Here is an 18183-nt window from a genome sequence, read left to right as displayed (position 1 = left end):
TTATATTAACAATTTAATATTTATTCATTTTAGCGTATAAAAGTTCAGCCTATAAGGCTGTTCCACAAAAATTTCTAACTACTTCATTAATTTTTTCTGCTCCTTGCTTCAATTCATCTTCCGTAACCGTCAGCGGTGGAAGCAATCGCAGAACCTTTTCTCCTGCCGAAAGAGCAATGACTCCCTGGGCTCTTAACTCAGTTAATATATCTCCAACAGGTACAGTCAGCTCAATTCCAATCATCAGTCCCAGCCCTCTAATTTCAACGAGAAGCTCCAAGTCACTTAAAGCGGTTTTTAACTGATTTAGTACATATTCACTTTTATTCAGTACCTCTTGAAGAAAAGCTTCTTGAAAGATTTCATCCATGGTTGCAGAAGCTGCTGTTACAGAAAGTGGATTTCCGCCAAATGTTGAACCATGGCTTCCCGGTCCAAAGAATTCATTTAATGATTCTTTTCCAATAACCGCACCAATTGGAAATCCGCTTCCGAGCCCTTTTGCAGAAGTAACAATATCCGGATCTAAATCGAAATGCTGAAAAGCAAACGGTTTGCCCGTTCTTCCTATTCCCGTTTGGATTTCATCGATGATTAACAATGAACCATACTCACGGCAAAGCTGCTCTGCACCTTGCAAAAATTCAGTTGTTCCTATATGAATTCCACCCTCACCCTGAATCACTTCCAGCATAACCGCAGCAACGTCACTACCCATTGCTTGTTTCAAACTGTCAAGATCATTAAAAGGAACATATTCAAAAGTTTCAAGCATTGACCCAAAACCTTGTTTTACTTTATCCTGGCCTGTTGCTGCCATTGTAGCAAATGTACGTCCATGAAATGATTGCGTAAAGGTAATAATTTTATTTCTACCTGTAGCTTTGCGCGCTAATTTAATCGCACCCTCATTTGCTTCTGCTCCACTGTTTGAAAAAAATACAGCATCCATTCCTGCAGCCTTTGCTAAACGTTCTGCCGCTTTTTCCTGTTCGTTCATTGTAAATAGGTTCGATACATGCCAAAAGCGATCCAATTGTGTTTTTACTGCTTCTTTAACTGCTTCAGGCTGATGTCCAAGGTTGCAAACGCCAATACCTGATGTGAAATCCAAATAAGTTTTCCCATTTTTATCGGTTAACAGCGTCCCAATTGCTGTATCGGGTTCAACCTCCCAGCGTGCATATGTCGGAAATAAGTAGCTCATTTGACGACCCTTTCTTTCTCAAAAATTTGTGTACCATACCATTTTTCTTCTTGGAAAAAGATTTTCTTACCTGAGACGATCCGAACACTTTCAATCCCTTTTTCTATAGCTGAAAGAGATGAGTTCACTTTCGGAATCATTCCCCCATAAATCTCACCAGATTCAATATACTGTTTCACTTCGTCAAGTGTTAATGATTCCTGAACTTTCCCATCGATCATAATCCCCTCAACATCTGTAACGAATAAACAATGGTCGACTGCTAAGGCGTTTGCAACAGCTGCTGCTGCGTAATCTGCATTTACATTTAACTTTTGACCTATATCTGTAATCGCAATAGGTGTGATGACAGGTATAATATCTTTTTCAATAAGCATTTGCAGGATATCTGTCTTGACTTCTTGAATATCCCCTACTAGTCCGAGACGATCCTGGTCAACATAGTCTCCCTTTAACATTTCTAAATCACTGCCATTCAAGCCAATTGCCTTAAGACCGTTCGTCGTCAACTTTTGAACCAGCTTTCGGTTCGTTTTCCCCGATAGCACCATTTCGACAACATTAAATGTTTCTTCATTTGTCTTGCGTAGTCCATTAACATACTCGGGTTCAACATTTAATTGTTCTAGCATGTTATTTATATCTGGCCCTCCGCCATGGACAATAATGATGGCATAGCCATGATTTTTTAATTCATGTAAGCTCGTGAAAAAGTCTGTGGACAATTCTTCTAAAGTACTTCCTCCACATTTCATTAACACCTTTTTCATGATTCTCTCTCCTTACGTCCGGTAGCTTGCATTAATTTTTATATAATCATAAGAAAGATCACAGCCCCAAGCTACGCCCTTCCCATCACCAATATGAAGGTCTACGAAAATCTTCACAAAGTCTTTCTGTAAATATTCAACCGCTTCTTCTTCTATAAATGAAAGAGGATTACTATTTTCAAGCATTTTGATTGGCCCAATTGAAACACTTACATTATTGGGATCAACCTTTGCATCATCTACTTGACCAATTGCTCCAATAATTCTGCCCCAGTTGGCATCTGCTCCGTATAACGCCGTTTTCACAAGGTTAGAACCAACAATCTGCTTTGCAATTTTTCGTGCATCACTGTTATTAAAGGCACCAGCAACTTCTACTTCTACTAGTTTCGTAGCCCCTTCTCCATCTTTTGCTATCTGCTTGGCTAAGCTTTCGCATGTTTTCTTAAGAAGTTCAACGAATCCTTCCCACTCTGGATGGCTCGGTGTCAATAATTCATTGCCAGCCTTTCCGTTTGCCATCACCAGCACCATATCATTTGTTGAAGTGTCTCCATCTACGGTGATTTGATTGAAAGTATTGTCCGTCACTTGTCTCAATGCCTGATGCAGATGCTCTGAAGAAATATGTGCATCCGTTGTAACGAATCCGAGCATCGTTGCCATATTTGGATGAATCATCCCTGATCCCTTCGCTGCTCCACCCATTTTCACGGTTTTGCCATCAATCTTCATACTGTACCCGCATGATTTCATACAAGTATCTGTTGTTAAGATTGCTGTCTGAAAATCAGCAGCGTTTTCTTCTTGGTATCCCAGCTCCACTTTCTGAATCCCGTTGGAGATCTTCTCCATTGGCAGATACACACCAATCACTCCGGTTGAAGCAACTGCAACCAAATGTTCTGAAACAGCCAGCTTTTCAGAAGTTAGCTTTCTCATTTCGTATGCATCCTGAAGTCCTTTATTTCCTGTACAAGCATTTGCACAGCCGCTATTGACAACAACTGCCTGTAAAAGTCCTTCCTGACCAATACTCTCCTGAGTGACAATTAAAGGAGGAGCTTGAAAATGACTTTGCGTATAAACTGCCGCACTGCTTGCCGGAACGTCACTTACAATCATACCGATATCTTTTTTCGGATATTTGATAGCAGCTTCTGCAGCGCCAGTAGAAAAACCAAGCGGCGAAACAATACTGCCGTTCTTTATTTCAATAAGTTCTGTTACACCAGTTAACGTTTCCATTCTGTTTCCTCCTCTTAAGGATACAACGGCATAAAATCAAGGCCTGTTTTTTGATCTAAACCGTACATGATGTTTGCATTTTGAACTGCCTGACCCGCAGCTCCCTTCATTAAATTATCAATAACAGAAATGATCGTAAGCCTGCCTGTTCTTTCATCAACATTTAATCCGATGTCACAGTAATTTGACCCAGCCACTTCCTTAACGGAAGGATAGGTCCCTTCCGGACGAACTCTTACAAATGGGTGATTCTCATAAACTTGTTTATATAAATCTACGATTTGAGTTGTTTTATAGTCAGATTGCAGCCCAACATAGATTGTTGTCATAATCCCTCTTGTCATTGGCAGCAGATGAGTGCTAAAGGTAATCGGCTTCATATCGTTATTCCAGTCTGTCAGCTGCTGTTCAATTTCTGGTGTATGCTGATGTTCATTTACCTTATACATTTTAAAGTTTTCATTCACTTCAGCATATATTGATGATTTCGAAGGTGATTTTCCTGCTCCAGATGTCCCTGATTTCCCATCAATCACAACTGATCGTGGATCAATGATCTTTTCCTTAGTTACAGGCGCGAGTCCTAACAAAGCACAAGTTGAATAACAGCCAGGATTAGCAATTATATTTGCGGACTTAATATTTTCCTCATTCCATTCACTTAAACCATACACTGCATTCTCTACAAGACTGGAATCTGCGGGCTCCTTTTTATACCATTGCTTATAATCTTCTTTATTAAGAAGGCGAAGATCACCTGATAAATCAATTATTTTAATATCTCTCTTTGAAAATTCTAAAGCCAAACTGCTGGATACCCCAGACGGAGTTGCTAAAAAGACGAGATCACTTTCACTAGCGATTTTGTCATAATCAATTCCTTCAATGTTTTTATCTAGGATATTGTATAAATGCGGATACTCACTTGAGATGGAAACTTCGTTCTTTGTTGAGTGTATAGATTGAATTTCAAATACAGGGTGAGTATGTAAGATTCTAAGTAATTCTAATCCGCCATATCCGGTTGTTCCAATTATCGAAACCTTCATATCAAATCCCTTTCCTTTATAGGATTGTATAATTAACCAACGAAACTAATTTTTATAAATTATGTTTCTCTTATTATAAGAATACATTTCTATAAAAGCAACCAATTTTTTAAAATATAATGAAGACTTAATAAACTTTTCGTTAGCCTCTTTTATTCACAACAGTAGGATTTGAGATATGCTGAATGCAAAAAAGCGCAGACACCCAGAGGTGCTTACGCTTTACAAAAAGGTTACCATGTTTAATTAATAGCAATGACGATTAGGATAAAAAAGACAGCTGCATTGATAATTTCTAAAATACCTACTTTTTTCATTGTCATTGGTTTTCCGTAGTAGTAAATGGCTCTTACAAGACTGGGTAAAAACGCAATCGCAACAATCCAGAACCCAGAGATCGCAAACAGGATTGGCACAATAATATGATAACTCCAAGAAATTCGCTTATAGACAGGGTTATTCTTTTCCCTAATCATTGTTTTTACATAAAAAGTACTGCCAATAAAGAATAAAACGGATGAAGTTATAACCAGAATGGCATCTAAGGAAAGATTCCCCTCTGATAAAAAACTGCTAGCTAAACCAGCGAGCCCAAATGCCATGATTGCACTAATATCATTTAGCAATGCTCGATCATTTTTTTTCCAAGAAAAATAGGCATTTAACAAGAAAAATGGAATCATCGCAAACCCAAACACAATAATCGCTGGTCTCGCCCATAATGGAATAAGTAAAAATAGAAGCGCTGGGATTGAATAAATAAGTGTCCATTTTCTATAGAAAGAAATCTTCTTTCCCTTAAACAGCAAGAGCATCGGGTATGTAGCTAAATACAATAAGAGCCAGCCCATAAAAAATGGGATATGCTGCCATTGGAATCCAGATGCGGCAACACCAGCCCAAAAAGGAATAATGAGCATCGCCCATGCACCATGCTGTTTTGGTAAAAATAATTTCATTAGTATTCACTCCTTATTTTCCCCTGCCCCCTAATCAAAATATAATGGATTAGCAGATTAAAAGAAGTGAATGTCATCACATCATACTTGATAATTCGCGATGGTCACAAAAAATTCAAATTAGCCTAGAGTTTTTGTTTGAGTATATTTACAGCATAAATATATCCGGCTTGGTCATCAATATGAAAGGAAGGAATATCGATACCCTTAATAAGTGATGGCTCCCAGTAATAAATGACTTCAATGTTTTCCAGCATGCTCAATAGTTCAGCATCTTCCTGTTTTCGCACGATGACTCCTTTAGGAAATTGTGCAAACTTATGGCCTTCAACTAAAATGATCTCCGGTTGTAGTAGTGAAAGAAGCTGAATTTGTTCCTCTATCTTCCACTCTCGTTTTTCAGCATGCAGGATTAGCCGGCCATCACCTTCGACTAACGAAGCAAGAGCACCAGCCCCTATATGCTCAGTTGAATCTTTTTCTTGTGCTATATCCGGTTTCCCTCCGTGACCATGATGCTTCATCGTGACAACAGAGATTTGCTCTTTTCCTAATTCAGAAATGAGTTTCTTCATAAAAGTTGTTTTTCCGCTGTTCTGATATCCGACTATTTGAAAGACAAAAGGCATTACCACGGCCATTCACTGCCATCATAATCCTCCAGCAGCAAGACATCTACTTCATCACCTGAATGGAACCCCCTTGTCCCCCCAGGCAAAATGACGAAGGAGTTAGCGCCTGCAAGACTCATGACAATGTTGGATTTATCCAGCCCGCTTGGTGAAACAATAAGCCTGCCATTTGAGACGGTTAAGGAACTTCTTACAAATCGTGTAAATGGATTTGCTTTTGGAAAATCGACTTGTAGAATTGCCTTTTCTTTTCGCAAATGAGGCTTTGCTGAAAATAACATCGTTCTGATAATCGGTCTTGCAAACAACTCAAAGCCGACATAGCATGCTGAAGGGTTTCCGGAAAGCCCAAAAAGGAATTTCCCTTCAAATGTGGCAACTGTCGTTACACTTCCTGGACGCATCCCAACTTTATTAAATAACACTTCAGCACCAAGTTTTTCGTAGATGGCTGGCATAAAGTCGAAGTCTCCAACCGAAACCCCTCCGGTAGTCACAAGCAGATCTACTTTTTGGACAGCTTCCTTTACAGCTTCAAAGCAGGTATCAAATTCATCTGGCAGCAGACCAAAGTAGATGACCTCAGCACCAACTCTTTCAATTTGAGCACTGATCATATAAGAATTACTGTTTCTAATTTTTCCTGGTTCAAGCGGGTCTTTTACATCCAACAACTCTGTACCGGTTGCAAATAAGCCGACTTTTGGTTTTGCAGCAACAGGTACATCAGCGTATCCAAATGTAGCTAACATTGCTTGAATTCCAGGATTAATTTTCGTTCCTTTACCTACCAATATCTCGCCCTTTTTAGCGTCTTCTCCTCTAAAAGATACATTATCACCCGGGTTATGCTTGCGCTTTGTTGTCATAAATGTTTTCCCGTCACGTTCCGTCGTTTGAGTCAGTTCAAGCATAATGACAGCGTCGCACCCCTCGGGCATTTGTGCTCCAGTCATGATCCTAACAGCTTGAAAAGGTCCTACGCTTTTCTCAGCTAAAGCCCCCGCACCGATATGATCAACCACTTCAAATTCAACAGGGTTATTAAGGGATGCCCCTTCAGTATCTACTGAACGTACCGCGAACCCGTCATATGGTGCCCGGTCAAAATGAGGTACGTCGTTTGTTGCAACCAAATCCTCTGATAAATAGCGTCCAAAACTCTCATATATCGAAACATATTCTGTTTTTCCCATTAACTTATGGTCCATCACTTTTGTGACGGCTTCACCAATCGGAATTGGCTTTCTAAATTCTAGCATTAACTATCAGCTCCTATGTACAAATCGCAAAACGTACTAATCTATTATAAACCTACATCAATTTGTACCACATGACAAATATCACAAAAACCTTAGTGAGAAGAACCATATTCACATTTCTGCCCAAATTATCGATAACTTAAAATGAAATTTTTCGCTCAAGTGTGATGCTTATCACCTAGTTATTTAATAAATTCCTTTATTCTTAAAAAGTAGAACAAGAATTTTAGGAGGTTTTTTAAATGACATATCCATTTTCAAATACAACATTAGTGAAAGATATTGTTAACGAAATGCCAAAAGCTGCTGATCTTTTCAAACAAAGACGCATTGATTTCTGCTGTGGAGGCAATATCCCTCTAGAACAAGCAGCAGCAGAAAGGTCAGTAGACATAGATGAATTAACAAATGATTTAGTTCAGCTTTACAACACTGAGGAAAACTCAAAGGATAACCCGGCCGTTTGGACTGATTCCGCGTCTCAAGATATCATTAATCATATTCAAAAGCAGTATCATCTTCCTTTAGAAGAAGAGCTTGCTCAACTAAGTCCATATGTAACAAAGGTTGCTAAAGTACATGGCGGAAGTCACCCAGAGTTATTAAGAGTATATGACTTATTTTATGAATTAAAAAAGGAACTTTTGGAGCATACATCTAAGGAAGATGCCGTTGTTTTCCCTATGCTAAATCTCTTAGACGACCCAAATGTCGAAAATAAAGATGAAATGATTAATCACATTATTGAGTTAGAAAAAGAGCATGATCATGCTGGTGCTATTTTAAAAGAACTAAGAGATATTACTTCCGATTTCACACCGCCGCTTGATGCATGCGGAACCTACCGCTTAGTTTATAAAAGGCTGGAAATGCTTGAAGCAGATACCTTTATGCATGTACATCTCGAGAATAACATCCTATTCCCAAGGTATATTGGAGCATAAGTTACTAGCTATTAAACAGTTATTAATAATTAAAAACTTTATTCTCATTCACTCTCGAAGCTGTAATTTAATTACAGCTTTTTTAATTTAATAGAACTCAAATAAAACAAAAAAACTCCCCCTAAAGGAGAGTTTATCCACCGATGTATGACATTTCAATTTTCTTTCGATTTGCAACTGTTTCTTCTGTTCTTTCATCAGAATAGCGATCAGTTCTGCCATTCCAAATCGAAGAAATACGGTCTGCAATTTCACCATCGCTCACACCAGTCCTCATAAAATCTCTGATGTCATGACCATTTCCATTGAACAAACATGTAAACAACTGACCATTTGCAGATAATCGGGAACGGGTACAGCTAGAACAGAAAGACTCCGAAACAGATGTAATAAACCCTACATCTAAATCTGAACCCTCATAACGGTAACGCTTAGCAACCTCACCAAAATAATCTGGGTCAACAGGTTCCAGAAGATAATGCTTACTTAAGAGATCATAGATTTCCTTCTTCGTAACCACATCATCCATTTTCCAGCCATTTGTACTGCCGACATCCATAAATTCTATGAAACGAAGTTGAAGGTTATTTTCCTTGCAAAACTTAGCCATCGGCACGATTTCAGAATCATTTAGGCCTTTCTTTACAACCATATTAATCTTAACGCCCAGCCCCGCTTCTTGTGCAGCCTTAATCCCTTTGATAACAGGCTTAACCCCAACATTACGGCCATTGATTTCCCCAAATAGCTCATCATTCAAGCTATCTAAGCTGATATTCACACGCTTTAATCCAGCTTCCTTTAATTCTTTGGCGTACTTAGGGAGCAGAACTCCATTCGTCGTTAATCCAATATCTCTCAATCCGTTTATTTGAGATAGCAGCTTTACTAGCACTGGCAAATCCTTTCGTAATAAAGGCTCGCCGCCAGTTAGGCGAATTTTTTCAACGCCTAACTCCACAAATATCTTAGCTAATCTCTCTATTTCTTCATATGTTAATAACTCACTTTTAGGTAAGAAAGCAAAATCTGGTCCAAAAACTTCAGCTGGCATACAGTATTGACAACGAAAGTTACATCGATCAATAACAGATATTCGCAAATCCTTAAGTGGTCGATTTAACTGATCCTTTACATACTTTTTATCCAATATACGTCAACTCCATATTTAGAGTGCACTTACTAAATAATCCTATCAATTTTACTTCTTGACTGCTGTTAACTAACTCACTAATTCTTAAATAAGTAAATGTTATAATTTATATGTTCATTAGTGAATTTCTATTACAACACAAATTCAGGGTAAATACTACAAAACACTCATTTTGTCATATATTTTTCAAATATAGCACCCGGTTTATTTCTAATTATTTACATTGTACACTATTACGGCAAATACAAAAAATAAAAAACCTTATAAAAGAATTGATCTTGTCATTTTATCACAAGACGAACTGCTTTTCTCTGTATAAACCTTCCATTTGAACATGTCAATATGCAACAATGCTTTATGATTTAATATGGTTTAAAAGGTGAACATATTGTTAAATATAAACGGATCTCATTGACACTTTTTTGGTAATCGGGCATTCTAAAATCAATAGATTACAAGAAGTAAACAAAGATTTGATTTGTATTTCCTTTGCCTAACACTTTTAATGAAAATTTACTATTAAGGGGCGATTTTAATGCCTAGCCAAATAAAACCTACACACTCAATCGAAATTAAGGAATTACTTCAATTTGCAGACCGTCATATTTCCGTTAAGAAGAATAAGTTTATTTTTCAAGAGGGAATGGATGCGGAAGAACTATATATTATCCTATCAGGAAAAATTCAAATTAGTAAGATAACAGCTGATGGCAGAGAGCTCTCTTTGCGTATTTGTGGCGAGAATGATATTTTTGGAGAGTTAACGTTATTCACGAGTTCTCCAAAATTCCTGCTAAGCGCTAAAGCAATTGAAAATGCAGAAATCGTTGCAGTTAAAAAAGATGTTATTGAAAGAGAAATATTTAATAATAGTGCTCTTGCTTTTGAGTTTATGAAATGGATGAGTGACCATTTTCGAAAAACACAAACTAAGTTTCGCGACCTTGTATTGAACGGAAAAAAAGGAGCCCTATATTCAACACTAATTCGAATGACTAATAGCTACGGTGTTCAAAAGAATGATGGAATCCTTATTGATTTACCACTTACCAACCAAGAATTGGCTAATTTTTGCGGAACGTCCCGCGAAAGTACGAACCGCATCTTAAATGAACTTAAGAAAGAATCTGTTATTTCTATTAATAAAGGAAAGATTGTCATTCATGACTTACAGTTTCTTAAAGACGAAATCGGCTGTGAAAACTGCCCTGCCGTTTATTGTAATATAGAATAATGGTATTTAAAGTAAGAAGGAGCGCTGGCTATCAGCGCTCCTTCTTTTTATTATTGCGCTTGCTTCTTTCTTAGTGCTTTTGGTACGTAGATACAGAATGGTTCACTTTCGAGATAATCCCCAGTCATTGCATATGCACGTGAGCGAGAACCTCCACAAACATGCCTAAACTCACATACGCCACATTTTCCTTTGTATTTATCAGGATCCCGCAAGTCCTTAAAGATCGGTGACTCTCGGTAAATTTCAGCTAACGGCTGCTCTTTGACATTCCCCGCTTTAATCGGAAGCAGACCACTTGGATAAACATCACCAGTATGGGAAATAAATACAAATCCATTCCCATCATTAACACCTTTTGGTGCTCTTCCCAAACCATCAATAGAACCCGTTAATCCCTGTTCTGTGAGGGCGTCCATATAACGAATTTCGTCTGCCTGTCCTTTTGCTTCCTTCATCCGCTGTTGGATAAAGACACGGCGGTAGTGCTGTGCTGCAGTAGTTTTTATATCAAATTTAACTCTTTTACTTAAGTCCTGAAGCCATATAAATACCTTTTCATGTTCCACAGGAGAAATCATATCTTTTTCTTGCCCTCTGCCTGTTGGAACTAAGAAAAATACACTCCATAGAACACAATCTAATTCCTCAATAAGTTTTGCCATTTCATCTAAATACTCGTAGTTATAACGAGAAATAACGGTATTAATTTGGATAGGGATTTCAAGTTCATGTAAGTATTTAATTCTTTCCATTGTTAAATCAAAAGAACCTGCTGTTCCACGAAAATGGTCATGGATCTCTGCGTTATGTCCATCCAAGCTAAAAGCCCAGCGAGATAGTCCAACATCCTTCGCCTTTTCAATCGCCTCTTTCGTTACATTTGGAGTAGCACTTGGTGTCATTGAGACACGCACTCCTTTTTTGACCGCATATTCAGCAATATCAAATACATCTGGTCTCATCAGAGGATCTCCGCCTGTAAAGACAAGCATAGGATTATTCATGTCATATATTTGATCTATTAAGTTCTTACCTTGTTCAAATGTCAGTTCACGCGGATCTCTTTTATATTGAGCTTCTGCACGGCAATGTAAGCATTTCAGCTGACATGCCCTTGTTAATTCCCAAATAACAATGAATGGATCTTTATTGTAATCTCTATTAAAATTCATGAAAAACGCCTCCTAGGGTTTGCCTAAAAGAAACTTCGATATGATTTATAAAAGCCCGAACTTTAAAAAGTTTCAATACCTGTATTATAATGGCTGTCAAAATGAAAATAAGTGAAGAATCTCACAAAAAGGCGTTTTTCAAGAATTTATATTTTTTGTCACAAAAAAACAGGGAAGTGCTCCCTGTTTTAGCGAATCCCTAATGCAATTTTTGCATATCTTGACATTTTGTCTTTTGTCCATGGCGGATTCCATACAATGTTAACATCTACATCCTTCACTTCAGGAATGTCAGCAACTGCTGATTTAACCTGATCAACAAGAACTCCTGCTAAAGGGCATCCCATTGACGTTAATGTCATCGTAACTTTCAATTCACCCTCATCACTCAATTCCACGTCATACACCAAACCGAGATTCACGATATCTATTCCAAGCTCTGGGTCGACAACAAGTTCCAGCGCTCCCATAATACTATCTTTTAAATCTTGATCCACATTAAACACCCCTTTATTGTTATTCCATTCATATCTTAACAAAAAAAGAAATAATATAAAAAGAATACACTTATTTTATTATGTCCGATTATTTACTGAAGTGACATACATCATATCATTAGAAGGATTTAAATACTTTTCAAACCATTCTACTAACTTTAACACACCTAACCGGCTTACCTTATGATCAGCTTTTTCATCTGAAATAAACTGAAGTTTTTCTGGACTATTACTGTACTTCGGTCTAATGGTTTCATAAAATTGGTAGGTTAACGAGTACGGCACAATAGGATCTTTCTGACCATGCCAGAACAGCAGCGGCCGTTCATTAAGAACTTCTGGGTTTTTGCTTATATCGAAGACCGATAGCTGTTCAAACAAACCTTGCAGTTCATCATCATTAAAAGGTACCGATACCCCATTTTGGCTCAAGTGCTCTAGCTGCATTTTTGCATATTTTACGTATGACGGCATTCCCATTAAACTAACGGAAGCCTTAATCCACGGATACTTCGTTAATGCACCGAACGTTACTATACCACCCATTGATGTACCAGCTACACCAATATTATTACTGTCAACCAGGTCTTTATTTTCAAAATAATCCTTTAAGACTTCTAATTCATGGATGGTTCTCAGGACGATCTCCCAAAAGCGTAAATGTAGTTTTTTCCCACTTAATCCCGATTGTCGTTCCCCATGATGAATTGCTTCGGGAAGTACCACTCTAAAGCCCTTATCAGCCAATAAATAAGCATAATGAAGATTATTTTCTTTCGCACTCTCAAAACCATGAACAAATAGAACTAGAGGCAGCCGTTTATTTATCTTTTCTTTTTGGGCAACATGCAGTAATGGAATACCACTGACTATTTTGTTCTCTACCAATATCATTATTTTGTCCTCCAAACTACATTACAGAAACAGATTGAAAAATTGGACATATTCTATAACAAGTATTAATGTAAATAGATAACATATGAATCATAATATGTTTGATAAATACTGTCTCTGTGTAAAGTCTTCAATCAAAATAAGTTTATCATGCAGACAATTATTTTCCTAAAGCTTTACACTAAAATATAAAAAATGAGTGAAAAGGAGAAGTTATGGGAGAAAAACACTTAATTGTTTTAGACTTAGACGGCACGCTCTTAAAGGACGATAAAACGATCTCTTCAAACTCCAAAAAAGTACTAGCTAAAGCTCGTGAACAAGGGCATATGGTTATGATTGCTACTGGAAGACCATTTAGGTCGAGTGATATTTATTATCATGAGTTAGGTTTGGATACACCAATCGTTAACTTTAATGGCGCTTTTGTACATCATCCGCTGCAAGACAGCTGGGGAATCCACCATAATCCAATGGATATAAAAGTGGCCAAAGAAATCGTCGATATCTGTCAGACCTATGATTTCCATAATATTATTGCAGAAGTGATCGATGATGTTTATTTTCATTATCATGACGAAAAGCTTATGGACATTTTCAGTATGGGAAATCCAAACATGAAAACCGGTGATCTTCGCCGTTTCTTATCAGATTCGCCTACTAGTATGTTGATCCATACAGAAGAGGAATATGTTAAGACAATAAGAAAGCATTTATCCGAAGTTCACGCAGATGTAATTGACCATCGGAATTGGGCTGCTCCGTGGCATGTTATTGAAATCGTCAAGTCAGGATTAAATAAAGCCGTTGGTCTAAAGTTAGTTTCGGATTATCTCAACATTCCTAAAGAAAGAATTATTGCATTTGGCGATGAAGACAATGATTTAGAGATGATTGAGTATGCAGGATACGGTATTGCGATGGGAAATGCCATTGACCCGCTTAAAAATATCGCTAAAGAAACAACCTTATCCAATGAAAAAGATGGAATTGCAGTCTATTTGAATGATCTTCTTAATTTGAAAGCACTTTAAACTTCTTTTCCAACTTGCCCAATAAGTTCCCTTTTTAAAGTGGCAGTGACTCGGCTATACTAATTACCGAAGCAGCAAAGCGCTGTTTCCACAAGCTCATGTCTGGAGGGATTGCAATGGGAAAACGCAATAAGTCAAGACGCTTTGTTCAAAGAGGGGTAGACGCTGTAACAAAGCATGATGAACGCATTCCTTATCACACAACCTATGCAGAAGCTGAGGCACAGAAGATGTCTAATGTCAAAGAATCCTCTCTAGGAGGAATCTAAATGGGCAACCGTCTTTTCCAGGAAGCAAGGCAGTCAGTAGAGTTGGCTAAAAATGCATCTGGCAGCGGACAGCACTCTGCAGTTGAAAAAGCAAAAAATGCTTTATCCTCGGCATTCGCAAATTCGACTGATGCTGAAAGAAGACAGCTAAGTCAAATGCAAAATGAGCTTGATGAATTAACCTAAAAGTAAACTGGCCCGATTACGGGCCAGTTTTTTTAATCCTTTCGGAAAAAACCAAAAATGCCAGCTGTTTCCACAATGTTCGTAAACGCATGCGGATCTACCTCTTTGATGATATGTTCAAGATCGAATAATTCGTACCGGGAAACAACGATCATCATCATTTCCTTCGATTCGTTAGTAAATGCTCCTTTTGCGGGTATGGTGGTAATTCCCCGCATTAACCTTGAATAAATGGCTTTCTTCATTTCTTCTGCCTTTTTCGTAATAATCATTGCTGTCAGCTTTTCATGCCTTGTATGAATGGCATCAATAACTCTTGTTTGAGCGTAAAGAGCGACGAGTGTATACAATGCTTTTTCCCAGCCATATAGAAAGCCGGCCGTTAAAATAATAATCGCATTTAAAGTAAAAAAGTATGTACCTACAGGACGGTCCTGCATCCGGGACAACACCATAGCAATAATATCCATCCCCCCGGTGGACGCCCCCCATTTTAACGTCAAGCCCACACCTACAGCTGCAATGACGCCTCCAAATACAGCATTCAATAATATATCTTGGGAAACCTGAACAATCGGGATCACTTCAAGAAAGAAGGTCATTAAGGCTACACTGACAAAGCTGTAAATAGTAAAAGATTTACCGACCTTAAACCAAGCTAAAATTGTTACAGGTATGTTCAAAACAAACAATAAAATCCCTGTTGAAATCGCCCCCCCGGTAATGCTGGACAGCAATTGTGCTACACCAGTAAAACCACTGGCATACACATTGGCAGGTATTAAAAATAAGTTCATGGCAATTCCATTTAAGATCGCGCTGATTAATACGACGAACACTTTTTTAATATGGAGAGAAATTTTAAGCACCCCCTAAAATCCGTTACTATTTCTTTTCCCTATTTTCCCGATTCTCAATACTAATAATTGAGTTTTTATCACAAATTCTATAAACTAAGGGAAAATGATCGTTGAAAGCAGGTGCATGATCTATGTCAGTCAGAATACTAGCTGACAGTGGAACAGATTTACCATTAAACTTTTTTGCTGAAAATAATGTAGCGTTCTTTCCACTAAAAGTACATTTGGAAGATAATGAATATGAAGATTTAATTGACATCACTCCCGCAAAAGTCTATCAAGCAATACGTTCAGGCCAGATGCCTAAAACTTCACAGGTATCGCCACAGAAGTTTGAGGAAATTTTTAAAGAAATGGCATCAAACAAAGAAGATGGAATTTATATTGCTTTTTCATCTGGTCTTTCAGGGACATACCAGACCGCTGTCTTAATTCGGGATCAAGTGAAAGAGGAGTACCCTGATTTCCAACTTACAATCATAGATAGCAAAGGAGCATCTCTTGGACACGGATTGATCGTCATGGCTGCTGCCGAGATGGCAAAAAGCGGAGCTTCAAAGGAAGAAATCATAAAGGATATTGAATTTCGCTGCAACCACCTAGAAAGCCTATTTACAGTGGATGATTTGGATCATTTGGCGAAGGGCGGCCGTGTATCGAAAGCTTCTGCCTTTGTTGGTGGACTTTTAAATATCAAACCCCTGTTGAATGTCGAGGATGGAAAACTGGTTCCGATTGAAAAAATTCGAGGACAGAAGAAATTGCTGCGTCGCATTATCGAATTAATGAAAGAACGAGGCACATCATTAGACAAGCAAAGAATCGGCATCAGCCACGCCGATAATATGGATACAGCGCTAGAAATGAAAAGAATGATTACTGAAACTTTTAGCCCAATGGAAGTCGTTATAACGGATATTGGCTCGACCATAGGTTCACACACAGGACCTGGGGCTATTGCGATATTTTTCTTAAATGAGATTCCGCCATCATCTTAAATATCTTCAATACATACTCCTTATGAATACAACAAACAATAAAAGTGAAGCTGTCATGGAGCTTCACTTTTATAATGGAAAGGAGTATTTTTCATGCCGCATACTTCTGATAATGATAAAAAAGCTCAAGACAATAATGCTCTTCGTCATGAAAAAAACATGATGAGAGAGAAAAACCGTAAAGCAGGCAAAAGACAATATTCGAAGAAGACGGATCACCTATAAAAACATTAGATACACAGCCTTGACCACTTACGATAAAACTGACTTGCAGCTTTTTGCAAGTCAGTCTTTCTTTTGTCTAGTATATGTCCAGCCTTCCTCTTGATAAATAAGACCTTCCTTCATCAGTCTGCCAACAGCCCGCTTAAAAGCACCTTTACTCATTTGAAAGCGATCTTCGATATCCTCCGGCATGCTTTTATCCCAATAAGGCATTGCACCGTTTCTGGATTGTAAATATGAATATATTCGATCTGCATCTTCCCCTAAAGCCTCGTGACTTCTAGGAATTAAAGAAACATTGATCGTCCCATCTTCCTTAACATCAATAATTCGTCCTTCTACCTTCTCCCCTAATCTTGGCTCTACTGACCGCTGAGATTCATGAATAAAGCCTTTAAAACCCTCTGCGGTATAAATCCAGCTCCCTACTTTAGCGGTTCGATAAATATACCCTTGGATATTTTTATTAAAATCCTTTTGTGTTGCATGGATCCGTTTTTCATCAATAATAGGATCTGTCGCAAGTTTTACATAAATTCGATTATTTCTATTTACTCTTAATGTGATATAAAGCAAATCCCCTGCTTGCGGCCATACTGATTTTTTCATTGGAAGATCCTCTTCTCCCAGCAGCATCTCCTTATTAATACCGATATCAAGAAATATCCCAATACCTGCTTTTGTATCAGAAACCTTTGCCCAATCATATTCACCTACTCTGACAGATGGAATCGTCGTTGTTGCGGCAGGCCTTCCTCTAGAATCCGTATAGAGAAATACTTCTGCTTCATCCCCTTCTTCAAATTGTTGATTTGTTTCATTTTCATGAAGCAGCACATCTTCTTCTCCGTCTGTTAAAAAGTAGCCAAACTCTGCAATACGCGCCACCGTTAACTGTGTAACCTGTCCAATGTAATCACTCAATGCCATAAATATCCTCCTCTATTTAAAAATGTCTATTTCTTATTGTTCCTAAAAATAGACAGAATCAGTCCAAAAGTTGTTTGAACTGCTATATTTTACTATAATGAAGCCATGATGGGAAATTTAAGGGTACAATTTGGGAGGTTATTATGGCAAAAGAGAGCTCATTTGATATTGTGTCGAAAGTAGACTTTGCGGAAGTAACGAATGCTATTAACATCACCATGAAAGAAATCTCAACTCGTTACGACTTTAAGGGAAGTAAAAGCGATGTTAAACTTGATAAAGAAGAACTTGTACTGGTCTCAGATGATGAGTATAAACTCGAACAGCTGAAAGATGTATTAATCGGGAAACTGATCAAGCGCGGTGTTCCAATTAAAAATCTCGACTATAGTAAAGTTGAAGGTGCTTCTGGAGGGACTGTTAGACAAAGAGCTAAATTAGTTCAAGGTATTGACAAAGAGAACGCCAAAAAAATTAACACAATTATTAAAAACAGCGGCTTAAAAGTAAAAAGCCAGATTCAGGATGATCAAATCCGTGTTACTGCGAAAAGCCGGGATGACCTGCAAAGCGTTATTGCAGCGGTTAAGGATGCTGATTTAACTGTTGATGTTCAGTTTGTGAATTACCGTTAATAGAGTGAAACCCGGTGGTAAA

21 protein-coding genes are annotated in these 18183 nt (G+C 38.0%); 8 read left to right on the top strand and 13 right to left on the bottom strand.

The annotated features are described in order from the left end of the window. Positions 1-49: 49 nt before the first annotated feature. The 7 genes from CZ487_RS05695 to CZ487_RS05665 all read right to left on the bottom strand — a co-directional run bounded on the left by CZ487_RS05695 (position 50) and on the right by CZ487_RS05665 (position 7127). Positions 50-1207 (bottom strand): acetylornithine transaminase, encoded by a 1158-nt coding sequence (locus tag CZ487_RS05695; RefSeq protein WP_077211171.1) that lies wholly within the window; start codon positions 1205-1207, stop codon positions 50-52. Beyond that, positions 1204-1977, bottom strand: coding sequence for an acetylglutamate kinase (argB, locus tag CZ487_RS05690; RefSeq protein WP_077211170.1), 774 nt, complete (start codon positions 1975-1977; stop codon positions 1204-1206). The genes CZ487_RS05695 and argB overlap by 4 nt, the downstream gene beginning before the upstream one ends. Positions 1978-1989: 12 nt before the next feature. Then, positions 1990-3225 (bottom strand): bifunctional ornithine acetyltransferase/N-acetylglutamate synthase, encoded by a 1236-nt coding sequence (gene argJ, locus CZ487_RS05685; protein WP_077211169.1) that lies wholly within the window; start codon positions 3223-3225, stop codon positions 1990-1992. Positions 3226-3239: 14 nt separating this feature from the next. After that, a complete protein-coding gene (gene argC, locus CZ487_RS05680) occupies positions 3240-4274 on the bottom strand; it encodes an N-acetyl-gamma-glutamyl-phosphate reductase (protein ID WP_077211168.1) in 1035 nt (344 codons plus the stop codon). 242 nt (positions 4275-4516) lie between these two features. Further along, on the bottom strand, positions 4517-5233 hold the full coding sequence (locus CZ487_RS05675; RefSeq protein WP_077211167.1) for a YwiC-like family protein: 717 nt from the start codon (positions 5231-5233) through the stop codon (positions 4517-4519). Between the two features lie 125 nt (positions 5234-5358). Next, positions 5359-5874, bottom strand: coding sequence for a molybdopterin-guanine dinucleotide biosynthesis protein B (mobB, locus tag CZ487_RS05670; RefSeq protein ID WP_077211166.1), 516 nt, complete (start codon positions 5872-5874; stop codon positions 5359-5361). Then, a complete protein-coding gene (locus CZ487_RS05665) occupies positions 5862-7127 on the bottom strand; it encodes a molybdopterin molybdotransferase MoeA (protein ID WP_077211165.1) in 1266 nt (421 codons plus the stop codon). The genes mobB and CZ487_RS05665 overlap by 13 nt, the downstream gene beginning before the upstream one ends. A gap of 242 nt (positions 7128-7369) precedes the next feature. Between CZ487_RS05665 and ric the strand changes: the two genes are divergently transcribed. Continuing rightward, complete coding sequence (ric, locus tag CZ487_RS05660) at positions 7370-8071, top strand: iron-sulfur cluster repair di-iron protein (protein WP_077211164.1); 702 nt, start codon at positions 7370-7372, stop codon at positions 8069-8071. 133 nt (positions 8072-8204) lie between these two features. Here ric and moaA read toward each other — a convergent pair whose 3' ends face one another. Continuing rightward, the gene (gene moaA, locus CZ487_RS05655; protein ID WP_077211163.1) at positions 8205-9221 is read right to left on the bottom strand and encodes a GTP 3',8-cyclase MoaA; all 1017 of its coding nucleotides are present in this window, start codon (positions 9219-9221) and stop codon (positions 8205-8207) included. A 538-nt stretch (positions 9222-9759) separates the two neighbouring features. On the opposite strand from moaA, the gene CZ487_RS05650 reads away from it, so the two are divergent. Further along, the gene (locus CZ487_RS05650) at positions 9760-10458 is read left to right on the top strand and encodes a Crp/Fnr family transcriptional regulator (protein WP_077211162.1); all 699 of its coding nucleotides are present in this window, start codon (positions 9760-9762) and stop codon (positions 10456-10458) included. Positions 10459-10508: 50 nt separating this feature from the next. On the opposite strand, the gene CZ487_RS05645 is transcribed toward CZ487_RS05650, so the two are convergent. The 3 genes from CZ487_RS05645 to CZ487_RS05635 all read right to left on the bottom strand — a co-directional run bounded on the left by CZ487_RS05645 (position 10509) and on the right by CZ487_RS05635 (position 13024). Continuing rightward, on the bottom strand, positions 10509-11633 hold the full coding sequence (locus CZ487_RS05645; RefSeq protein WP_077211161.1) for a TIGR04053 family radical SAM/SPASM domain-containing protein: 1125 nt from the start codon (positions 11631-11633) through the stop codon (positions 10509-10511). Between the two features lie 188 nt (positions 11634-11821). Further along, on the bottom strand, positions 11822-12130 hold the full coding sequence (locus CZ487_RS05640) for a metal-sulfur cluster assembly factor (RefSeq protein ID WP_077211160.1): 309 nt from the start codon (positions 12128-12130) through the stop codon (positions 11822-11824). A 78-nt stretch (positions 12131-12208) separates the two neighbouring features. Beyond that, positions 12209-13024, bottom strand: a complete 816-nt coding sequence (locus tag CZ487_RS05635) for a prolyl oligopeptidase family serine peptidase (protein WP_077211159.1) — start codon at positions 13022-13024, stop codon at positions 12209-12211. A 215-nt stretch (positions 13025-13239) separates the two neighbouring features. On the opposite strand from CZ487_RS05635, the gene CZ487_RS05630 reads away from it, so the two are divergent. The 3 genes from CZ487_RS05630 to CZ487_RS05625 all read left to right on the top strand — a co-directional run bounded on the left by CZ487_RS05630 (position 13240) and on the right by CZ487_RS05625 (position 14513). Continuing rightward, positions 13240-14058, top strand: coding sequence for a Cof-type HAD-IIB family hydrolase (locus CZ487_RS05630; protein ID WP_077211158.1), 819 nt, complete (start codon positions 13240-13242; stop codon positions 14056-14058). 116 nt (positions 14059-14174) lie between these two features. Further along, complete coding sequence (locus CZ487_RS27045) at positions 14175-14327, top strand: hypothetical protein (RefSeq protein ID WP_202617790.1); 153 nt, start codon at positions 14175-14177, stop codon at positions 14325-14327. Beyond that, positions 14328-14513 carry a DUF3813 domain-containing protein gene (locus tag CZ487_RS05625; protein WP_077211157.1) on the top strand — a complete coding sequence of 62 codons (186 nt, stop codon included), beginning with the start codon at positions 14328-14330 and terminating at the stop codon, positions 14511-14513. A 32-nt stretch (positions 14514-14545) separates the two neighbouring features. Here the strand turns inward: CZ487_RS05625 and CZ487_RS05620 are convergent, their stop codons facing one another. After that, on the bottom strand, positions 14546-15382 hold the full coding sequence (locus tag CZ487_RS05620) for a YitT family protein (RefSeq protein ID WP_139339523.1): 837 nt from the start codon (positions 15380-15382) through the stop codon (positions 14546-14548). 122 nt (positions 15383-15504) lie between these two features. On the opposite strand from CZ487_RS05620, the gene CZ487_RS05615 reads away from it, so the two are divergent. Together CZ487_RS05615 and CZ487_RS05610 are read left to right on the top strand one after the other, a co-directional pair. Further along, positions 15505-16371 carry a DegV family protein gene (locus CZ487_RS05615; protein ID WP_077211156.1) on the top strand — a complete coding sequence of 289 codons (867 nt, stop codon included), beginning with the start codon at positions 15505-15507 and terminating at the stop codon, positions 16369-16371. Positions 16372-16464: 93 nt separating this feature from the next. Beyond that, a complete protein-coding gene (locus CZ487_RS05610; protein WP_019153283.1) occupies positions 16465-16596 on the top strand; it encodes a DUF3941 domain-containing protein in 132 nt (43 codons plus the stop codon). 60 nt (positions 16597-16656) lie between these two features. Here CZ487_RS05610 and CZ487_RS05605 read toward each other — a convergent pair whose 3' ends face one another. Beyond that, positions 16657-17526 carry a CvfB family protein gene (locus CZ487_RS05605; RefSeq protein WP_077211155.1) on the bottom strand — a complete coding sequence of 290 codons (870 nt, stop codon included), beginning with the start codon at positions 17524-17526 and terminating at the stop codon, positions 16657-16659. Positions 17527-17669: 143 nt separating this feature from the next. Between CZ487_RS05605 and CZ487_RS05600 the strand changes: the two genes are divergently transcribed. Further along, the gene (locus CZ487_RS05600) at positions 17670-18161 is read left to right on the top strand and encodes a YajQ family cyclic di-GMP-binding protein (RefSeq protein WP_077211154.1); all 492 of its coding nucleotides are present in this window, start codon (positions 17670-17672) and stop codon (positions 18159-18161) included. Positions 18162-18183: the final 22 nt, after the last annotated feature.

The organism is Robertmurraya dakarensis (assembly GCF_900156875.1).
In the GTDB taxonomy this organism is placed as follows: domain Bacteria; phylum Bacillota; class Bacilli; order Bacillales; family Cytobacillaceae; genus Robertmurraya; species Robertmurraya dakarensis.
This window is presented reverse-complemented; position numbering and strand designations above follow the sequence as displayed.

Bases quoted from the DNA above. Each gene is read 5' to 3' on its own strand.
- CZ487_RS05695 (WP_077211171.1), bottom strand. From the start codon at position 1,207: ATGAGCTACTTATTTCCGACATATGCACGCTGGGAGGTTGAACCCGAT.
- argB (WP_077211170.1), bottom strand. From the start codon at position 1,977: ATGAAAAAGGTGTTAATGAAATGTGGAGGAAGTACTTTAGAAGAATTG.
- argJ (WP_077211169.1), bottom strand. From the start codon at position 3,225: ATGGAAACGTTAACTGGTGTAACAGAACTTATTGAAATAAAGAACGGC.
- argC (WP_077211168.1), bottom strand. From the start codon at position 4,274: ATGAAGGTTTCGATAATTGGAACAACCGGATATGGCGGATTAGAATTA.
- CZ487_RS05675 (WP_077211167.1), bottom strand. From the start codon at position 5,233: ATGAAATTATTTTTACCAAAACAGCATGGTGCATGGGCGATGCTCATT.
- mobB (WP_077211166.1), bottom strand. From the start codon at position 5,874: ATGGCCGTGGTAATGCCTTTTGTCTTTCAAATAGTCGGATATCAGAAC.
- CZ487_RS05665 (WP_077211165.1), bottom strand. From the start codon at position 7,127: ATGCTAGAATTTAGAAAGCCAATTCCGATTGGTGAAGCCGTCACAAAA.
- ric (WP_077211164.1), top strand. From the start codon at position 7,370: ATGACATATCCATTTTCAAATACAACATTAGTGAAAGATATTGTTAAC.
- CZ487_RS05650 (WP_077211162.1), top strand. From the start codon at position 9,760: ATGCCTAGCCAAATAAAACCTACACACTCAATCGAAATTAAGGAATTA.
- CZ487_RS05645 (WP_077211161.1), bottom strand. From the start codon at position 11,633: ATGAATTTTAATAGAGATTACAATAAAGATCCATTCATTGTTATTTGG.
- CZ487_RS05635 (WP_077211159.1), bottom strand. From the start codon at position 13,024: ATGATATTGGTAGAGAACAAAATAGTCAGTGGTATTCCATTACTGCAT.
- CZ487_RS05630 (WP_077211158.1), top strand. From the start codon at position 13,240: ATGGGAGAAAAACACTTAATTGTTTTAGACTTAGACGGCACGCTCTTA.
- CZ487_RS27045 (WP_202617790.1), top strand. From the start codon at position 14,175: ATGGGAAAACGCAATAAGTCAAGACGCTTTGTTCAAAGAGGGGTAGAC.
- CZ487_RS05625 (WP_077211157.1), top strand. From the start codon at position 14,328: ATGGGCAACCGTCTTTTCCAGGAAGCAAGGCAGTCAGTAGAGTTGGCT.
- CZ487_RS05615 (WP_077211156.1), top strand. From the start codon at position 15,505: ATGTCAGTCAGAATACTAGCTGACAGTGGAACAGATTTACCATTAAAC.
- CZ487_RS05610 (WP_019153283.1), top strand. From the start codon at position 16,465: ATGCCGCATACTTCTGATAATGATAAAAAAGCTCAAGACAATAATGCT.
- CZ487_RS05605 (WP_077211155.1), bottom strand. From the start codon at position 17,526: ATGGCATTGAGTGATTACATTGGACAGGTTACACAGTTAACGGTGGCG.
- CZ487_RS05600 (WP_077211154.1), top strand. From the start codon at position 17,670: ATGGCAAAAGAGAGCTCATTTGATATTGTGTCGAAAGTAGACTTTGCG.